The organism is Vibrio sp. 1159 (genome assembly GCF_033340395.1).
In the GTDB taxonomy this organism is placed as follows: domain Bacteria; phylum Pseudomonadota; class Gammaproteobacteria; order Enterobacterales; family Vibrionaceae; genus Vibrio; species Vibrio alginolyticus.
The window spans coordinates 91,228-109,463 of record NZ_JAWOWL010000003.1; the positions used below are offsets into that span (position 1 = coordinate 91,228).

General features: G+C 45.1%; 16 protein-coding genes. 7 read left to right on the forward strand and 9 right to left on the reverse strand.

The features are described 5' to 3' along the window. Window positions 1-64: 64 nt before the first annotated feature. The gene (gene opaR / locus R7127_RS03775) at window positions 65-679 is read right to left on the reverse strand and encodes a transcriptional regulator OpaR (protein WP_005379994.1); all 615 of its coding nucleotides are present in this window, start codon (window positions 677-679) and stop codon (window positions 65-67) included. Between the two features lie 319 nt (window positions 680-998). On the opposite strand from opaR, the gene hpt reads away from it, so the two are divergent. Then, complete coding sequence (gene hpt / locus R7127_RS03780) at window positions 999-1,529, forward strand: hypoxanthine phosphoribosyltransferase (protein ID WP_005379995.1); 531 nt, start codon at window positions 999-1,001, stop codon at window positions 1,527-1,529. A 78-nt stretch (window positions 1,530-1,607) separates the two neighbouring features. Here the strand turns inward: hpt and can are convergent, their stop codons facing one another. Next, entirely contained in the window at window positions 1,608-2,276 is a 669-nt protein-coding gene (gene can / locus R7127_RS03785) for a carbonate dehydratase (RefSeq protein WP_005379996.1), read from the reverse strand. A gap of 281 nt (window positions 2,277-2,557) precedes the next feature. Between can and R7127_RS03790 the strand changes: the two genes are divergently transcribed. From R7127_RS03790 to R7127_RS03805, 4 genes are all read left to right on the forward strand, one after another. Continuing rightward, a complete protein-coding gene (locus tag R7127_RS03790; protein ID WP_005379997.1) occupies window positions 2,558-4,228 on the forward strand; it encodes a SulP family inorganic anion transporter in 1,671 nt (556 codons plus the stop codon). 250 nt (window positions 4,229-4,478) lie between these two features. Next, window positions 4,479-5,396 carry an ABC transporter ATP-binding protein gene (locus R7127_RS03795; protein WP_005380000.1) on the forward strand — a complete coding sequence of 306 codons (918 nt, stop codon included), beginning with the start codon at window positions 4,479-4,481 and terminating at the stop codon, window positions 5,394-5,396. Continuing rightward, entirely contained in the window at window positions 5,397-6,167 is a 771-nt protein-coding gene (locus R7127_RS03800) for an ABC transporter permease (protein ID WP_005380002.1), read from the forward strand. A gap of 127 nt (window positions 6,168-6,294) precedes the next feature. Continuing rightward, on the forward strand, window positions 6,295-7,224 hold the full coding sequence (locus R7127_RS03805; RefSeq protein WP_053304122.1) for a Kdo(2)-lipid IV(A) acyltransferase: 930 nt from the start codon (window positions 6,295-6,297) through the stop codon (window positions 7,222-7,224). Between the two features lie 53 nt (window positions 7,225-7,277). On the opposite strand, the gene panC is transcribed toward R7127_RS03805, so the two are convergent. The 7 genes from panC to sfsA all read right to left on the reverse strand — a co-directional run bounded on the left by panC (window position 7,278) and on the right by sfsA (window position 13,224). Continuing rightward, on the reverse strand, window positions 7,278-8,183 hold the full coding sequence (gene panC, locus R7127_RS03810; protein WP_005380005.1) for a pantoate--beta-alanine ligase: 906 nt from the start codon (window positions 8,181-8,183) through the stop codon (window positions 7,278-7,280). Window positions 8,184-8,194: 11 nt separating this feature from the next. Further along, window positions 8,195-8,989 carry a 3-methyl-2-oxobutanoate hydroxymethyltransferase gene (panB, locus tag R7127_RS03815; RefSeq protein WP_172563501.1) on the reverse strand — a complete coding sequence of 265 codons (795 nt, stop codon included), beginning with the start codon at window positions 8,987-8,989 and terminating at the stop codon, window positions 8,195-8,197. A 24-nt stretch (window positions 8,990-9,013) separates the two neighbouring features. After that, entirely contained in the window at window positions 9,014-9,499 is a 486-nt protein-coding gene (gene folK / locus R7127_RS03820; RefSeq protein ID WP_017635910.1) for a 2-amino-4-hydroxy-6-hydroxymethyldihydropteridine diphosphokinase, read from the reverse strand. Beyond that, entirely contained in the window at window positions 9,496-10,863 is a 1,368-nt protein-coding gene (gene pcnB, locus R7127_RS03825) for a polynucleotide adenylyltransferase PcnB (protein ID WP_005386589.1), read from the reverse strand. Before pcnB ends, folK begins: the two co-directional genes overlap by 4 nt. A 102-nt stretch (window positions 10,864-10,965) precedes the next feature. Continuing rightward, window positions 10,966-11,829 carry a tRNA glutamyl-Q(34) synthetase GluQRS gene (gene gluQRS, locus R7127_RS03830; RefSeq protein WP_005386586.1) on the reverse strand — a complete coding sequence of 288 codons (864 nt, stop codon included), beginning with the start codon at window positions 11,827-11,829 and terminating at the stop codon, window positions 10,966-10,968. Window positions 11,830-11,924: 95 nt separating this feature from the next. Next, entirely contained in the window at window positions 11,925-12,371 is a 447-nt protein-coding gene (dksA, locus tag R7127_RS03835; RefSeq protein ID WP_005386584.1) for an RNA polymerase-binding protein DksA, read from the reverse strand. A gap of 136 nt (window positions 12,372-12,507) precedes the next feature. Then, window positions 12,508-13,224, reverse strand: coding sequence for a DNA/RNA nuclease SfsA (gene sfsA, locus R7127_RS03840; RefSeq protein WP_005380023.1), 717 nt, complete (start codon window positions 13,222-13,224; stop codon window positions 12,508-12,510). 66 nt (window positions 13,225-13,290) lie between these two features. On the opposite strand from sfsA, the gene hrpB reads away from it, so the two are divergent. Next, the gene (gene hrpB / locus R7127_RS03845) at window positions 13,291-15,759 is read left to right on the forward strand and encodes an ATP-dependent helicase HrpB (protein WP_172563502.1); all 2,469 of its coding nucleotides are present in this window, start codon (window positions 13,291-13,293) and stop codon (window positions 15,757-15,759) included. After that, window positions 15,752-18,124: a penicillin-binding protein 1B gene (mrcB, locus tag R7127_RS03850; RefSeq protein WP_005380020.1), complete on the forward strand. Its 2,373-nt coding sequence runs from the start codon at window positions 15,752-15,754 to the stop codon at window positions 18,122-18,124. The genes hrpB and mrcB overlap by 8 nt, the downstream gene beginning before the upstream one ends. The last annotated feature ends 112 nt before the right edge of the window (window positions 18,125-18,236 follow it).

An 18,236-nucleotide genomic window follows, 5' to 3' on the forward strand; every position in this document is an offset into this window, starting at 1 on the left:
TAGCTGACAGCAGACAATAAAAAGCCCACCAAACGGTGGGCTGACATATATCACGAGTTAAGCTTTAGTGTTCACGGTTGTAAATGCAAAGCATATCTAAGTATGAATTCACTAGGTGTTTCAGCTCCGCTTCACCTTTAGCGCGGTTCGCTTGGACAAACAGTGAGTAACAAATACCGTGGAACAGGTTTGCCAAGTGTTCTGAATCGTGCTGGTCACACACCTCACCGCGTTCAATTGCTTTAATGAACATGTTTTGTACTAGCAGCTGGTTAGTGCGGTTAGTCGAAACAAACAATGGCCATACTTCGTCACGTGTTGAAGCACTCCACTCGAACCATACTTTTAGCCAGTGACAATCTTGGCTGACAAGCTCGATCATCGCATTAGTAATATTGGCGATGTTTTCACGTGCATGTAAGTCTAGGTCTATGTTATCCGATAGGAAGTTTGAGAACTGACGTACGACGTGATTGAGAACTTCATCCACCAAGTCTTCGCGTGTAGGGAAGTAGTTAAAAACAGTCGCCACAGAAACTTGAGCAATTTCTGCGATATCTGCGTGACCACCACGACCGATGCCGCGGCGCGCAAATACTTCCAATGCGATTTCCATTAACTGTTGCTTACGCTTAATTGGAGAAAGCCTAGTTCTAGGTCTCTTTGCAATTGAGTCCATATCCATTTTCCTTGCCATTTGAGTTGATATTGGGGGTAACCCCCTAATTGATTATTTTAATAGTTGCTTAAAGCAGTGATGAGTGTAATGGTGCATATGCACAAGGTCAACATCTGTAGAACAATTTATATACAGTAATGTCATTATTATTGATAAATTTAGCTATGAACTTTATAAAACTAAGACCTTCTTCCAAGATTTTTTGGCAACAGGATGCGACTTTCAACCCAATGAACGTGGTGATACACTACACGCCGTAAGATTAGGTGATCGTTTGCGTGCGACTTACCTCAACCCACAAATTTAGATTGAGCACAGTATGAAACATACAATAGAAGTCATGATTTCTGAGCAAGAAGTTCAGGAGCGAGTTCGTGAATTAGGCAAACAAATTACAGAGCGTTATCAAGGTAGTGAAGATCTTGTGTTGGTAGGCTTATTGCGTGGCTCATTTGTATTTATGGCAGACTTGGCACGTGCTATCGAACTGACTCACCAAGTTGATTTTATGACAGCGTCAAGCTACGGCAACACGATGGAAAGCTCACGTGACGTTCGTATCTTGAAAGATTTGGATGATGACATCAAAGGTAAAGACATTCTGCTTGTTGAAGACATCATTGACACTGGTAACACACTAAATAAAATCCGTGAGATTCTTTCGCTACGTGAGCCGAAGTCTATCGCGATTTGTACGCTCCTAGATAAGCCATCTCGTCGTGAAGTGAATGTTCCTGTGGATTGGATTGGTTTCGAAATTCCAGATGAATTTGTCGTTGGGGTGGGTATTGATTACGCGCAGAAATACCGCCACTTACCATACATCGGTAAAGTTGTACCTCAAGAATAATCATTGAGAGCAGCATTAAAAATATAAAAAAAACGCCCATCTAAGATGGGCGTTTTTTGTTCAACTTTTAGATATGACTTAGCGACAAAGCAGCTTGTTATCTGTATTTAGAATCGTCGAAAGAGCTTTCTGGTAAGACGCTTCTACGGTTTCCTTAGAGTTAGAACGAATGCCTAAGTACTCTAAGCGACCATCTTCAATTCCGTATACCACACCATGAATTTCAACATCTTGTCCACGCTCCCAAGCGTTTTGCAGGATGGTTGAGTTACCCAAGTTGTACACTTGCTCTGCAACATTAAGCTCGCCTAGTTTATCCGCTCGATCTTGTTGCGGCATTTGATCTAGGTAAGTGCGGTGTTTGAAATAGATATCTCTGATATGTAACAGCCAATTATTAATAAGACCTAGCTTAGGGTTATCAATGGCTGCATTTACGCCACCACATCCATAGTGTCCACAGACAATGATGTGTTTAACCTTAAGAACGTCTACGGCGTACTGGACGACGGATAGACAGTTGAGATCAGTATGGATAACTTGGTTTGCAACATTCCGATGAACAAAGAGTTCACCTGAGTATAGTCCGGTTAGTCGCTCGGCAGGGACGCGGCTATCAGAGCAGCCAATCCAAAGAAAATCAGGCTTTTGCCCCTCAGCGAGTTTTGCGAAGTATTCAGGTCGATCAGATTTGATCTCTTGAGACCATTTCGAATTGTTTTCAAATAACTGTTTTATTTCCGGCATTTTGCAAACTACTTCCCTTAAAAGACAAAATCGCTGCCGCTGTTTGTGTGCACATGCAAGCGATCAGTGTTGTAACTATACACAATGTTACAATTTCGATCTCGTTAAATATTCGTCAGATAGGACTCATCTGACTAGTTTTCATTAAGAAAAAAGTAAAATCTGATGAAACTATTTGTGGTGTGAATTTAGCCTTAATCTATTTATGGTTTAAATTTTCGCCTAGCTCGTTAAAGTAGTGATATTTTACTTTTTAAAATTGAATGCAGGGAAAATCAGCAGTGTTCGGTAGTCGTTTTGAAGATATCAATTTCAAAGGGGATGTATTTGGCGGGGTAACCACGGCGATTATCTCTCTCCCTCTGGCGTTAGCGTTTGGTGTTGCATCCGGAGCCGGTGCTGAGGCCGGCCTTTGGGGAGCAATAATGGTCGGTTTGTTTGCCTCGTTATTTGGTGGTTCTAATACGTTAATATCAGAACCGACAGGGCCAATGACGGTAATCATGACCGCAGTATTAACCAGTATGATGGCGAAATACCCAGAAACGGGCATGGCTATGACTTTCACGGTTGTCATGATGGCTGGCGCGTTCCAAATCCTATTGGGGACGTTAAAACTGGGTAAATACGTTACCTTAATGCCTTATAGCGTTATTTCCGGGTTTATGTCTGGCATTGGTGTGATTCTTATCATTCTGCAGTTATCGCCTTTGATGGGGCATGCTGCGCCTTCAGGGGGAGTACTCGGAACGTTATCTGCTTTGCCGGAGACCATTTCTAACCTTAAGTTCAGTGAGTTGTTTTTGGGACTACTGACTTTGGGGATTCTTTTTTTCTTCCCTAAGCAATATCGTAAATACGTTCCTGCACAGCTCGTGGCATTGGTCGCGGTGACTTTATTGTCTGTGATTCTCTTTGATACAGAAGATATTCGTCGTATCGGTGAAATTCCTGCTGGGTTACCTTCTCTCGTCGCCCCTTATATTGACACAGATATGTTTGTCGAGATGGTCATTGATGCATTAGTGCTCGGCACATTAGGTTGTATTGATACTTTGTTAACGGCGGTTATCGGTGACTCATTAACTCGTAAAGAACACGACTCAGATAAAGAGCTGCGAGGTCAAGGGTTAGCTAACATGATCTCAGGCTTGTTTGGTGCGCTGCCGGGGGCGGGGGCTACCATGGGGACGGTAACGAATATCCAAGTTGGGGCTCGTTCGCCATTATCTGGTGTGATTCGTGCACTAATGTTGGCGTTGGTTGTACTGGTTGCTGGCGGGTTAACAGAGCCAATCCCGATGGCTGTGTTAGCAGGCATTGCGGTGTATGTTGGCTTTAACATCCTAGACTGGAGCTTTATTCAGAGGGCACATAAGGTAAGCTTTTCCGGAATGGCGGTGATGTATGGCGTTATGTTGCTTACAGTATTCGTTGATCTTATCGTTGCGGTGGGTTTAGGCGTCTTTATCTCGAACATTATCATCATCGAGCGTTTGAGCCGAGAGCAGGCGCGACAAGTAAAAGCGATCAGCGACGCGGATGAAGATGATGTGCCGCTGACTGACAGCGAGCGTGGCTTGTTGGATCGTGCGAATGGTAAAGTGCTGTTCTTTTATCTTTCCGGTCCGATGATCTTTAGTGTTTCTAAAGCCATTTCACGTCAGCACTCTAGTATTTCGGACTATGACGTGATGATTCTCGATCTTACGGATGTACCAATGATTGATGTGACCGTCGGTTTGGCGTTAGAGAATGCGATTAAGGATGCTCTCGATGCCAATTGTGCCGTGTATTTATTATGCCCGAATGAGCGAACACGAGAACAGCTAGAGAAATTCCATGTGATTGACCTTGTGCCTGATGAAAATATGTACCAATTCCGTTACGAAGCATTGAATGCGGCGGTGGCACATGTTGAGGCAGACCAGTATCAGCGCATAACGGCGTAATCATTCTGACAGTTAAAAACGCAACAGTGTCCTGTTGCGTTTTTTTATGCTCTATTTTGTCTTACTCAGAGATAACCTTTACAAGGTAAGGGTTATATTTCCAATATTATCGAAAGGTTTATTTGTAATCATCGTTATTCAACGATAAACTGATGGACCTCCAATACGATACCCAAGGCGATTTTGTAGTAAACCGCTGCTAAATATGAGTCGGTATTAGTAATCACAAACAAACGGCAATCAAGACCTTATGTACGCATTAGAAATTGAACAACTGCGCAAGACGTATGCAGGTGGCTTTGAGGCGTTAAAAGGTATAAGTCTCCAAGTGAAAAAGGGTGACTTCTACGCGCTTCTGGGTCCCAATGGTGCAGGAAAATCGACCACGATTGGCATCATTTCCTCCTTAGTGAATAAAACCTCCGGAACGACGAAAGTTTTCGGTTATGACATTGATACCGACCTCGAATTGGCCAAGCAGAATTTAGGCTTGGTGCCACAAGAGTTCAACTTCAACCAGTTTGAAACCGTTGAGCAAATTGTGATGCAGCAAGCTGGCTATTACGGTGTGTCTAAAGTGTTAGCCAAAGAAAGAGCAGAAAAATACCTGAAAAAATTGGATTTATGGGAAAAACGCCAAGAGCGTGCTCGTAACCTATCCGGTGGGATGAAGCGTCGTTTAATGATCGCAAGAGCTTTGATGCACGAGCCGCAATTACTCATTTTAGATGAACCAACGGCTGGAGTGGATATTGAACTACGCCGCTCAATGTGGGGGTTTCTGAAAGAGATCAACCAAGAGCAAGGAATTACGATTATTTTAACGACACACTACCTAGAAGAAGCGGAGATGCTGTGTCGAAATATCGGCATTATTAATCGTGGTGAGCTGATTGAAAATACCACCATGAAGGCGTTACTAGGTAAGCTAAGCGTCGAGACATTTATCTTGGATATTGAGTCAGAAGTCGAGGTGCCTGAGCTTGAAGGTGTTAATCGACAAAGTATTGTTGATGGCTCTTTAGAGATAGAACTAGATAAGAGCCAAGGATTGAATTCGGTATTCAGTCAGTTAACAGAGCATGGCATTAAAGTTCTCTCAATGCGTAACAAAGCCAACCGACTTGAAGAGTTGTTTGTCAGCATTGTAAGAGAGGGGAGTAATTAAATGTACGGTTTATATTGGACGGCATTTCGCAGCTTGCTGAGCAAAGAAGTCACTCGTTTTACACGTATTTGGGTGCAAACCTTAGTGCCGCCAGCCATTACGATGACGTTGTACTTCATCATTTTCGGTAATCTTATTGGCTCTCGAATTGGTGAGATGAGCGGCTTTAGTTACATGGAGTACATTGTTCCAGGTTTGATCATGATGTCGGTGATCACCAACTCATACTCGAATGTTGCGTCTTCATTCTTTAGTGCAAAGCTACAGAAGAATATTGAAGAACTGCTGGTGGCACCGGTACCAAACTATGTGATTATTGCTGGCTATGTGATGGGCGGCGTGACTCGAGGTTTGTTGGTCGGTGCAATTGTTACTTGTGTGTCACTTTTGTTCGTTGATTTGCAAGTGGAGCACTGGGGCATTATTGTCGCGACTGTCTTCATGACGTCGGTGGTATTTGCTCTCGGTGGCCTGATCAATGCGGTTTACGCAAAAACATTTGATGATATTTCGATCATCCCTACGTTTGTATTGACTCCTCTAACTTACTTGGGAGGTGTCTTTTATTCGATTAGTCTTCTGCCTGAATTTTGGCAAGGCGTTTCTAAGATCAACCCAATCGTCTACATGGTGAATGCGTTCCGTTACGGCTTTTTAGGTGTCTCGGATGTAGGCATTATCACTTCATTTAGTGTACTTGCAGTGTTTGTTGTTGCACTGTATGCCATTGCGCATTATCTAGTAACCAAAGGGATTGGGCTAAGAAGCTAAGCCATTCTCATAAAGCAAAGAGCGGCGATTCACGCTGCTCTTTCGCATGCATAACAATACATACCCATACAATTTTTCGGTTTTTATCATGGTAGGTTTCAATCATTTGTAATAAATGAGTGATCCTATGAATATTGTCCCGCCGCCGCCTTTCTCCTATCAGTTACTTAAGCCCAAATATTGGTCTGTATGGCTGGCATTTGGATCTTTAGCGATTCTTGTTAATGTACTGCCATACGTAGTATTGCGAATCTTAGGTAGAAGCATCGGCTGTATTGCGATGCATGTAATGAAGCGCCGACACAAGATCGCTCTGCGTAATCTCCAGCTGTGTTTCCCTGATTTTACGGATTGGCAATGTAAGGACGTAGTACGAAAAAACTTTCAATATACTGGAATGGCGATCATCGAAACCGGTATCGCTTGGTTTTGGCCAGATTGGCGGATACGTCGGATAACCTCTATTGTTGGAAAAGATCGTTTACTCGCTGAGGAAAAGAATGGACGTGGTGTGTTGGTGGTGTGCAGTCACCATTTAAACTTGGAGATAACCGCTCGTATTTTTAGCCAGTTTGCCCAAGGTTATGGCGTTTATCGCCCAAATTCGAATCCTGCTTATGAGTTTATTCAACATCGAGGTCGAACTCGTTTTGGACATCAAATGATTGATCGAAAAGACGTGAAATCAATGCTCAAAGTTCTGAAGAATGGTCATCGACTTTGGTATTTGCCCGACCATGATTATGGCGTTAGCCATTCTGTTTTTGCGCCGTTTTTTGCTGTTGAACAAGCGGCGAGTACCGTCGGGTCTAGTGTTCTCATTGATGCAACAAAGTGCGCGGTTATATCTGGTGTTACAGTGAGTAAAAATCACCATTACACGCTGTACATTGGAAAAGACATTAGCGAGCGTTTCGAGAGACGTAATGCGGTTAAAGCGGCAAGCATCTTGAACCAAGAGCTTGAGAAAATGATAAAACGTGATATTCCAGCGTGGATGTGGCTGCACAAGCGGTTTAAAACTCGCCCTGAAGGGTTAGATTGCGTCTATACGTAGAGTATAAAAAAGGTCGACTAAGAGTCGACCTTTTTACTTTTATGACTCAGAGCTTACTCTGCGCTCTCTGAGTTTGTATTGTTAGATTCAGCTTCTTCCTTCGCTTCGACAACCATATCTACCGTTTGGTTATCGATAAGACGAGCTTTGCCTAGGAACGCAGACATCAGAATGACAGCTTGTGTCGTTTCTGGTGTGATCACTTGTAATGTACGAGCATCACGAATGAAGATCTCATCAGGGTGCAGACCTGCAGCTCGAAGTTGGTCGCTTGCATCTTCGATGATCGATGCGTAGTCATCGCGGCCACCGCGAATGGCACTGCTGATCCAACGCATTGTACGAGCAAGTACAGGCGCACGTTGACGCTCGTCCAGCGTAAGCAAGCCATTGCGTGAACTCATTGCTAAACCGTCCATTTCACGTACGGTTGGTACACCGATGATTTCAATGTCCATTGCTAGGTCATCAACCATCTTGCGGATAACAGCAAGTTGTTGGAAGTCCTTCTCGCCGAAGCACGCGACATCCGGTTGTACGATGTTAAACAGCTTATTCACTATCGTCGTCACGCCACGGAAATGACCTGGTCGAGACGCGCCTTCGAGAATTGTTGATAGGCCAGGGACATCGACGAAGGTTTGCTTATCCAGACCTTCAGGGTAGATAACTTCTGGTGTTGGCGTAAATACCACATCGACCCCTTCAGAGGTTAACTTGCTTAAGTCTTCCTCTAGCGTGCGTGGGTAATTATTTAAATCGTCTGCACGATCAAACTGCATCGGATTAACAAAGATGCTTACGACAACGATATCAGCGTATTCGCGTGCTTTACGCACTAAAGTTAAGTGGCCTTCGTGAAGGTTGCCCATGGTAGGGACAAACGCCACTTTACGACCTTCACGTTTAAAGGTTTTAAGGTGTTCACGAACTGCTGAGATTTCCGCAAAAGTTTGCATGCATTTATCCTCTAGGCAATGGTATGAGCGTCGTCTGGGAATACACCGTTGGCTACATCTTCAATGTATTTAGTAACGGCTTTGCGCATATCACCTGTTTCAGCAAGAAAGTTTTTGGAGAATTTCGGCATGTAGTTGGCAGAAATACCGAACATATCATGCATCACGAGAATTTGACCATCTGTTACGTTACCTGCACCAATACCGATAACAGGAACGTCAAGCACTTGCGTAATACGTTCAGCAAGCTCAGCTGGTACGCATTCTAGTAAGACGATTTGAGCGCCTGCTTCTTGCAGCGCTAATGCGTCTTTTACCATGCGGTCTGCTTTTTCTTGATCGCGACCTTGGATTTTGTAACCACCAAAAATATTAACAGCTTGAGGAGTTAAACCAAGATGAGCACAAACTGGAACTGATCGTTCAGTGAGCATTTTCACCGTGTCGACAAGCCAGTCACCACCTTCAATTTTTACCATATTGGCACCAGCACGCATCAGTTTAGCCGCATTTTCGCAAGCTTGCTCTGGGGTGGTGTAGCTCATGAATGGCATGTCTGCCATCAACAAACAATTTGGGCTACCAGCGCGTACGCAACGAGTATGGTAAGCGATATCATCGACCGTTACTGGCAGAGTATCGCTGTGACCTTGCAAAACCATACCTAGAGAATCACCAACAAGAAGTACTGGCATTTCTTGGCTTTCAAACAGTTGGGCAAAGCTCGCATCATAAGCGGTTGAAGTAGCAAATTTACGACCTTCTTGCTTCCACTTGATTAGGTCGTTGATGGTCATTTTTTTCATGGTTTTATCCTTACTAGGAGTTGGCTATGACTGCCAGATACTGAGGCCGTTTCTATCTACTTGTTCCAGTAGTTCAGAGACCTCGGTCCCATCAGGGAGTTGTAAACTTGGTGCAATTTCCGCAAGAGGGTAGAGTACGAATTCACGCTCTTTCATTCCATAATGAGGAACGATCAGCCTCTCGGAATTAATCACCTCATTGCCATAAAGCACAATGTCGAGGTCCAAGGTTCTTGGTCCCCAGCGTTCGTCTTTACGGACACGCCCTTGTTCTTGCTCTATAGCTTGTGTGCAATTGAGCAATTCAATAGGCGTCAAACTGGTGTTAATAGACACAACCGCATTGATGTAATCCGGTTGGTTTTGTGGCCCCATTGGCGTGCTGCTGTATAGCGAAGAAGCTTGAACAAACTCTGATTTAGGCAGCGTTTTTAATGCTTCAATCGCTTGCTTCGCTTGGCTGACAGGATCAGCCAAGTTACTGCCTACCGCAATGTACGCTGTAATCATGATTTGGGCTTACTCTTTTTCTTGCGATAAGTTTTACGGCGGCGCTGGCCTGTTTTCGGTGATTGACCGTCTAAGTCGGCAGCCATTGCTTGACGCATTTCTCGGCCTGCATTTTGAAAAGTTTCCCACCACTTGGCAAGCTTCTGAGTGTCACCACCTTCAATTTCACCGCGCATTTCAAGAAAATCAAAGCCAGCTCTAAATTTATTGAGCTCCATAAGACGGAATGCACGTTTACCGTTACGTCGTGGAAGACGAAGCTGTAACTGCCAAATCTCGCGAATGGTTGCGGTGTGGCGTCTTGGAATGGCAATTGTGCGAACTTGCTCGTCAAGAATGATGTTGCTCGCTTCCATAATGGCGTCGTAATGGCCTAAGTTGCGCTCTTCCATCAGTTCATCGGCTTTCGCACACAGTGGGTACCACAGCATTGCAGCAAACATAAATGCTGGATTGATGCGTTTCCCATCTTCGATGCGCATGTCGGTAGAATCTAGGACAAGATCCAACATCTGCTCAGTGTGAGAGGAGTAATCTTCTGTAAAGTGCGCTGCAATCGTCGGGAATAGTTGCTGGAATAGGTTGTACTCACGCAGTAGGTGGTAGGTTTCTAAGCCATGACCGGATTGCAATAATTTGAGTGACTCTTCAAAAAGACGCGCTGACGGAATGTCACCGAGCAACGGTGCCATGTGTTCGATTGGCGCTGCGGTGTCTTCTTCAATATCAAAGTCTAGTTTTACCGCGAAACGAACCGCACGCAGCATGCGCACAGGGTCTTCACGGTAGCGTGTTTCTGGATCACCAATCAGTCGAATTAGGCGATCTTCTAAATCTTCAATACCACGTGCGTAGTCGTGAATCGAGTAATCTGCGATGTTGTAGTACATCGAGTTAATCGTGAAATCACGGCGCTCAGCATCTTCATCGATGGTGCCGTAGACGTTGTCACGCAGCAGCATACCCTCTTTTGATTGCTGAGAAATGCTCTTATTCTTTTGCTCTTGGTGGTGACCACGGAATGTCGCAACCTCAATGATGTCTCGGCCAAACATAATATGAGCCAAGCGGAAGCGGCGACCAATCAAACGGCAGTTACGAAATAGCTGTTTGATCTGTTCCGGCGTTGCGTTGGTCGCAATGTCAAAATCTTTTGGTTTTTGTCCAAGCAGTAAGTCTCGAACCCCGCCACCCACAAGAAAAGCATCGAAACCAGCACCATTTAGGCGGTACAGTACCTTCAGCGCATTATCACTGATCTGCTTACGCGAAATGTTGTGCTCTTCACGAGTTATTACATTGAGAGCGAGCTCTGGAATTGTGGCAGGTTCGCTTGGTGTATAGTCGTTTGTATTCATGTGCATCTGGCAATAACTGGGTTTAATCCAATCTTGCTTTGGTTAGTTTTATACGCCTCTAGGGCCTAATTTGCGGCTAATGATAGCCTACACAATGCCATTTGAGAATCACGGTGTGATCTCTATCTCTGCTGGAAGCTGTTCCAAGCGCCAGTTTTCGCAGCCCCAACGAAGAATATCTTCTATGTTGGCCGCCCTTACGGTTTCAGGTATCTCGAAACCTAAAAATGTCATGGCGCGCAATAGAGTAGGTTTTGGTGTATCTATATCAATAGCCGTCGCGTGATTTTGTTTCGACAATTTATTGCCGTTGTTGTCCATCGCCAATGGTAAATGCAAGTAGCTAACTTCAGGCTGACCAAGTATTTGGTACAGGCTAATTTGACGCCCTGTCGGCTCGATTAAGTCTGCACCTCGCACGACTTCTGTGACGCCTTGGTCGATGTCGTCCAATACTACCGCAAGATTATAAGCAAATAATCCATCTCGACGTTTAATAATGAAATCTTCATTAACGAGTTGCTCTGGAATAGTAATGGTTCCCCGCTTTTGGTCGAGGAAATGAGCGACAGGCTTGGTCATTTTTAGGCGAATCGCGCCGTCTTTCAAGTTTTTATCGCGGCAAGTGCCAGGATAAAAACCGCCATGCTCTTTAATTTGCTTACGAGTACATTGGCAATAATAGGCTTCCCCATTTTCGAGCCATTTGTTTATTTGAGCTTGGTAAAGGTCGTGACGTTCGCTCTGGTATACCACTTCTCCATCCCAATGCAGCTGATAGGCCTTGAGTGCCTCTAGGATAAGTTGCGCTGCACCTGGCATTTCTCTTGGTGGGTCTAAGTCCTCAATACGTACTAACCAAGCTCCGTTTTGTGCTTTCGCTTGAAAATAACTGCCAAGAGCGGCAATCAGTGAACCAAAATGCAGTGGACCAGAAGGAGATGGGGCGAATCGACCTACATAGCGTGTCATGCGTGTATCTCGAATTTAGTAAACAAATAGGGTGCGAAGATAGCCAAAACAAAAAGGGAGCCTGAGCTCCCTTCAACAATCATAATGCTGGGTGATTAACCTTGCATTTGCTTCTCTTTGATTTCTGCAAGTGTTTTACAGTCAATACAAAGGTCAGCGGTTGGACGTGCTTCAAGACGGCGAACGCCAATCTCTACGCCACAAGACTCACAGAAGCCAAAATCGTCTTCTTTGATTTTATCCAAAGTCTTTTCAATCTTCTTGATCAAACGGCGTTCGCGGTCACGGTTACGCAGTTCTAGGCTGAACTCTTCCTCTTGAGAGGCGCGGTCAACTGGATCTGGGAAGTTTGCTGCTTCGTCCTGCATGTGGTGAACAGTACGATCCACTTCAGCTCTTAGCTGGTCGCGCCAAGCTGTTAAGATTTTCGTAAAGTGTTCAACCTGCTCTGGTGACATGTACTCTTCACCAGGTTTTTCCTGATATGGCTCCACGCCGGCAATGGCTAGGATGCCTATCGTTTTCTTCTTTGATTCTGGCATACAGCATCTCCTACTTACACCTAGTCAACTGCTACGCAGTCAATTTAAGGCGGGTATCTATAGCAAAAAGAGGCGGTGCAAGCAAATACTGAATCGCAAAGTTATCGTCAATGTGAAGACGACATCATTTTTTCTCTTAATTGATAAAATCAATAGCGGAAATCAGCTTCATTCCAGTATCGCTCAGTTCAGCTTTGTAGCAGAGAACTTCCACTCCAGCGTCTTGTGCTTGTTTGAGTAATAGTGAATATTTCGCGTCTATATGGTGCGCCGCGGATACTTTTTCAATACCTGAATGTAAAACAGTGAATAAAAGTATGGCTCTACTTCCATTTTGTGCCATTTCTGTGAGCTCTCTCAGGTGTTTTTGTCCCCGAGTCGTGACCGCATCTGGGAAGTATCCTTGTCCAGTAGAGTCGGTCTCATCAAGAAGAGTGACGCTTTTCACTTCTATATAGCACTTTGGCTTGTCGTCTGCGCTGAGCAAGATATCAATTCGGCTATTTTCATTGCCGTATTTCACCTCAGTTTGAAGTGTGTCATAACCATAAAGCTCTGAAATGACATTATTTTCAATAGCCTCTACGGCTAATTGATTGGCACGCGCGGTGTTGATACAAATACGGTGGCCTTGTTCGGTCTCACTCAACTCCCAACTATTGGGGTATTTTCGTTTCGGGTTGTCGGAAGTAGAAAACCAAACTTTGTTTCCGGGCGTTGCACAACCCGTCATTGCACCTGTATTTGCGCAGTGGATTGTACGGATTTCACCAGTATCGAGCTCGATATCGGCAAGAAAGCGTTTATAACGTTTGAGTAGAGTGGCGGACTCTAAAGCGGGTGTGAAATGCATTTGCTTATTTAGACAAAAAATTTTTTATGTACAATGTTGCCACCATTACACCATAAGGTATTTCCTTTGTCACAATTGCCGATTGAAGCCGTGATGCCTGAGTTGCTGACGGCGGTCAAAAATCAACATCAAGTGATCTTAAAAGCGGCGCCTGGTGCCGGTAAGTCGACTTACTTCCCTTTGCAGTTACTCTTAAATCATTCGGTTGCTGGAAAAATCATCATGCTTGAGCCAAGACGACTCGCGGCGCGTAACATTGCCCGTTATCTTGCTGAGCAATTGGGAGAACAAGTTGGTCAACGCGTGGGTTATCGAGTTCGTGGCGAGGCAAAGGTAAGTTCTGCAACGCAGCTGGAGATCGTGACCGAAGGGATCATGACCAGGATGATCCAAACTGACCCTGAACTGGATGGGGTTGATCTACTGATCTTTGATGAGTTTCATGAACGCAGCATTCATGCCGATACCGCTTTGGCATTCAGTTTAGAAGTTCAAGAGGCATTGCGAGACGATCTCAAGCTGGTGGTAATGTCGGCAACGCTTGACCAACAAGCATTACAATCGTTGTTGCCGGAAGCCAGTTACATTGAATCTGAAGGGCGGAGCTTTGATGTGGCAATGCGCTACCAGCCGTTAGGTGTGAACGAGCATTTACCTACGAGTATGGCAAAAACAATAGAAAGTCTTATGAACAAAGAGTCTGGATCTTTGTTAGCTTTCCTACCGGGTGTTGGTGCCATAAAACAAGTTGAAGAGCGGTTGTCTCATTTAGCGGATGATATCGACGTATGCCCACTTTATGGTCAACTGAGTTTTGCAGATCAACAAAAAGCGATTACGCCAGCAGAACAAGGTAAGCGTAAAGTCGTTCTAGCGACCAACATTGCAGAAACTTCACTAACGATTGAAGGCATTCGCCTCGTCGTTGATTCTGGGTTAGAGCGTGTTGCCCGCTTTGATTTGAAAAACGGTTTAACACGCTTAGAGCAAACACGCATTGCACAGTCTTCAGCGATTCAGCGTGCAGGACGAGCGGGACGAATAGAAGAGGGCATTTGTGTTCGTCTTTATTCTGAAAGCCAGTTCAAGCAGCAACCGCTAGTTCCCCAACCCGAAATTTTGCATTCCGATTTGGCTAGTTTAGTTATGGAGCTTGCCTTTTGGGGAGCGAGTGATATCCACGATCTAAAGTGGCTTGATGTTCCCGCTAATGCGTCATTGGAACAAGCGAAGCAGCTATTGGTGTCATTGGGACTACTGACGGAAAAAGGGCAATTAACGTCCGAAGGAAAACAGGCGCATGAACTAGGCGTTGAGCCTCGTGCGGCTGCGATGCTAATTAAAGCGCAATCTTACAGTGATAAGATGTTAAATGCTGCTTTGGCGGCGGTCGCACTGATTGAAGAGCCAGAGAGAAATGTTACCAATATCGCTTATAGCTTGCATCGTTGGCTTGTTGGTACTCATCCAAAAAAGTCGATGTTGTTCAAGCGTGCTCAATCTCTGGCGTACAAATTGGATACGGTATTTGACCTGAAAGGCGTGGATGAAGATGCATTACCGCTGGTGTTAAGTTTGGCATTTCCAGATCGCATTGCGCAGCAGCGCACAAATCAATTTGGGCGATTTACTTTGGCTAATGGTCATGGTGCAGAATGTCATCAGGAAGACATGCTAGGTGGCTGTGAGTATTTGGTTGTCGTTGACTTAATGCGTTCTCATTCTAACTCAAGTCAAATTCATTCGGCATGTGAATTGGATGTCAATATATTGCGAACGACCTTTGATACGCTATTTTCGTCTGAAGAAGTAGTGGACTGGGATGAAAAAAGAGGCCGTCTAATAGCTGAGCGACAAACAAAACTCGGTCTGCTGGTCGTTGAACGCGAGCCGTTGCCAAGCCCTGGCAAAGAAAAAATGACACAAGCTTTACTCACGTATGTCCGCCGCCAGGGCTTACAGAGTCTAAACTGGACACCGGCAGCGGAGAGCTTGTTGGCTCGGATTCGTTGTGCGGTGGAATGGTTACCTGAGCAGTCATGGCCAATGTTTGATGAAGCCAGTTTGCTGGATTCATTAGAGGAGTGGTTAGAACCATACATGACGTCTGTCAGTTCGGTTAAAGACCTGAGCAAGATCAACTTGGTCGAAGCGCTTAATGCTCGATTAGGTTGGCCACTCAATCAACAACTGGATGAATGGTTACCTGAGCATTACCAACTGCCCACAGGTTCAAAGAAGCGTATCCGTTACCAATATGGCCATGAGCCGATATTATCGGTGCGTATGCAAGAAGTATTTGGGGAGAGTGGTTCCCCAACGGTGGCTCTTGGCCGCAAGCGTTTGGTGCTTGAACTGCTTTCACCGGCACAACGTCCATTGCAAGTAACGTCGGACTTGGCGGCTTTCTGGAACGGAAGCTACAAAGACGTTCAAAAAGAGATGAAAGGGCGCTACCCAAAACACGTTTGGCCAGATGATCCTGCCAATCATGTAGCAACAACGAAAACAAAAAGACAATTGAATAATGACTGACAGCAAGAAGCCTAGCGCGAAAAAAGCGCCAGCGAAGAAAAGTACAACCAATAAAGGAACCGCAAAACAGACTCGACGTACGCCGAGTAAAAAACCGACTAACGAGAAACGTTCGTGGTTGAAAGTTCTGTGGTCGTTTAGCTGGAAAGCTGGCGTTGCACTTGCCGCTGTTTTGCTGTTTGTTGGGATTTACTTAGATAGTGTGGTGAAAGAACGCTTTGAAGGTCAGCTGTTTGAGCTGCCTACGGTGGTTTATGCCCGTATCTTGAATCTAAGCCCTGGTGAGAATATCACCATCCAAGAACTGCGCAACGAGTTAGATGTGTTGAATTACCGTAAAGTGAGTCAACCTCGTTACCCAGGCGAATATTCCTCTTCTTCCACTCGGATTGAATTGATTCGTCGTCCATTCGAGTTTGCCGATGGTCCCGAGCCAGATCGTCACATTATGCTGCATTTCTCTGATTCCGGCTTGCAACGTATTCAGTCTTTAGAATCTCGAGGAGACCTTGGTTACTTGCGCCTAGAACCGAAGATGTTGGGCATGCTGGAAAAAGACCGTGATGAACAGCGCCTTTTCTTACGTCGTGATCAGTTCCCTGAAATTTTGGTGGATGCACTGCTTGCGACCGAAGACCGGGATTTTTATCAACATGACGGGGTGTCACCGCTCGCGATTGCACGTGCATTGGTTGCGAACATTAAGGCGGGTCGTACTGTTCAAGGTGGTAGTACGCTGACTCAGCAATTGGCAAAAAACCTGTTTTTGACTCGTGATAAAACACTGTGGCGTAAAGTTCGAGAAGCGTATATCGCGCTAATTTTGGATTACCGTTACAGCAAAGATCGTATCTTAGAAGCCTACCTAAACGAAGTGTACCTAGGTCAAAGTGGAGGTGAAGCGATCCACGGGTTTGGCTTGGCGTCGCGTTACTATTTTGGGCAGCCAATCCAAGAGTTGCGAATCGATCAACTGGCGATGTTAGTTGGGATGGTAAAAGGACCGTCTTACTACAACCCAATTCGTTACCCTGAGAGAACGAAAGAGCGTCGTGATCTCGTTCTGCGCCTGTTAATGCAGCAAAACATGTTGACTTCAGAGCAGTATGAACAAGCTGTAAGTCGTCCACTCGATACGCAAAGCAAGCCACGTATTGCGAGCCGTCAGCCAGCTTATTTCCAACAATTGAGCATTGAATTAAAAGAAAAAGTTGGGGAGCGATTTAAAGCAGAGACCGGACTGCGCGTATTTACGTCTCTGGACCCAGTATCGCAAAGCAAAATGGAACAAGCTATCGCGAAAAAGATCCCCGAACTAGCTAAACGGGGTGGTAAAGAGTTAGAAGCCGCTGCTGTGGCCGTTGATCGCCATAGTGGTGAAATCCGTGCGATGGTTGGTGGTAAACGTGTCGGTTATGAAGGCTTTAACCGCGCGCTCAATGCCAGTCGTCCAATTGGTTCTTTAGTGAAACCAGCGATTTACTTAACGGCTCTAGAACAACCGGATAAATACAACCTAGGCACGACGCTACACGACACGCCGTTAAGTCTGAAGAGCAGTAAAGGTAACGTGTGGACGCCGCGCAACTACGATAGAAAATATCGTGGTGATGTGCCACTTTACATTGCTTTAGCGAAATCACTTAACGTACCAACCGTGCGCTTAGGTATGGCACTTGGCATTCCTGAAGTCTCCAATACTTTAGAGCGTTTGGGCGTGAACAAAGACGAAATTCGCCCAGTGCCTTCGATGTTTTTGGGTTCGTTTTCTTTGACGCCATTCGAAGTCGCACAGATGTATCAGACTCTGACGAATTCAGGTAAGCGTGCAAAACTGACCGCTCTGCGCTCAGTCATGGATATGGAAGGTAATGTGCTGTATCAATCCTTGCCTCGTTCATCAAGAGCCGTGGATGAACAAGCAGCATGGCTAACGACCTACGCGATGAAACAAGGGGTTGCTCAAGGCACTGGCCGCTTCTTACAAAGCCAGTTTGGTTGGGCTGCATTGGCAGGAAAAACGGGTACCAGTAATGATAACCGCGATAGTTGGTTTGTCGGTGTTGATGGTCGTGAGGTGACGACAATTTGGCTAGGCCGCGACGATAATAAACCCGTGAATCTAACGGGGTCGAGTGGTGCATTACGAGTATACGCAGAGTACTTGAAGCAGCGTATTCCTGAGCGTTTAGAGCTCCCATGGCCAAGAGAAATCACCACATTAGGGTTCAAGCCTACATCTGATGGAGGTTTAGAAATGAACTGCCGTAGTGATTACAAACTGCCGGTTTGGGATAAAACCGGTCAGATAAAGCAACAGTGTGAGAAGAAATCAAACTGGTTAAATAGCATATTTGATTGGTAGCATCGCCAAATCAACAACATTAGCTTGTTTATCTGATTAATTCTTAGTACATATTAGGGCGTGTTAGTACAGTACTGCTAGCACGCCCTACTTGATCAGATATTCAATAAAG

Excerpts from the sequence above, each read along its gene's own strand:
- opaR (WP_005379994.1), bottom strand. The coding sequence starts at position 679 with ATGGACTCAATTGCAAAGAGACCTAGAACTAGGCTTTCTCCAATTAAG.
- hpt (WP_005379995.1), top strand. The coding sequence starts at position 999 with ATGAAACATACAATAGAAGTCATGATTTCTGAGCAAGAAGTTCAGGAG.
- can (WP_005379996.1), bottom strand. The coding sequence starts at position 2,276 with ATGCCGGAAATAAAACAGTTATTTGAAAACAATTCGAAATGGTCTCAA.
- R7127_RS03795 (WP_005380000.1), top strand. The coding sequence starts at position 4,479 with ATGTACGCATTAGAAATTGAACAACTGCGCAAGACGTATGCAGGTGGC.
- R7127_RS03800 (WP_005380002.1), top strand. The coding sequence starts at position 5,397 with ATGTACGGTTTATATTGGACGGCATTTCGCAGCTTGCTGAGCAAAGAA.
- R7127_RS03805 (WP_053304122.1), top strand. The coding sequence starts at position 6,295 with ATGAATATTGTCCCGCCGCCGCCTTTCTCCTATCAGTTACTTAAGCCC.
- panC (WP_005380005.1), bottom strand. The coding sequence starts at position 8,183 with ATGCAAACTTTTGCGGAAATCTCAGCAGTTCGTGAACACCTTAAAACC.
- panB (WP_172563501.1), bottom strand. The coding sequence starts at position 8,989 with ATGAAAAAAATGACCATCAACGACCTAATCAAGTGGAAGCAAGAAGGT.
- folK (WP_017635910.1), bottom strand. The coding sequence starts at position 9,499 with ATGATTACAGCGTACATTGCGGTAGGCAGTAACTTGGCTGATCCTGTC.
- pcnB (WP_005386589.1), bottom strand. The coding sequence starts at position 10,863 with ATGCACATGAATACAAACGACTATACACCAAGCGAACCTGCCACAATT.
- gluQRS (WP_005386586.1), bottom strand. The coding sequence starts at position 11,829 with ATGACACGCTATGTAGGTCGATTCGCCCCATCTCCTTCTGGTCCACTG.
- dksA (WP_005386584.1), bottom strand. The coding sequence starts at position 12,371 with ATGCCAGAATCAAAGAAGAAAACGATAGGCATCCTAGCCATTGCCGGC.
- sfsA (WP_005380023.1), bottom strand. The coding sequence starts at position 13,224 with ATGCATTTCACACCCGCTTTAGAGTCCGCCACTCTACTCAAACGTTAT.
- mrcB (WP_005380020.1), top strand. The coding sequence starts at position 15,752 with ATGACTGACAGCAAGAAGCCTAGCGCGAAAAAAGCGCCAGCGAAGAAA.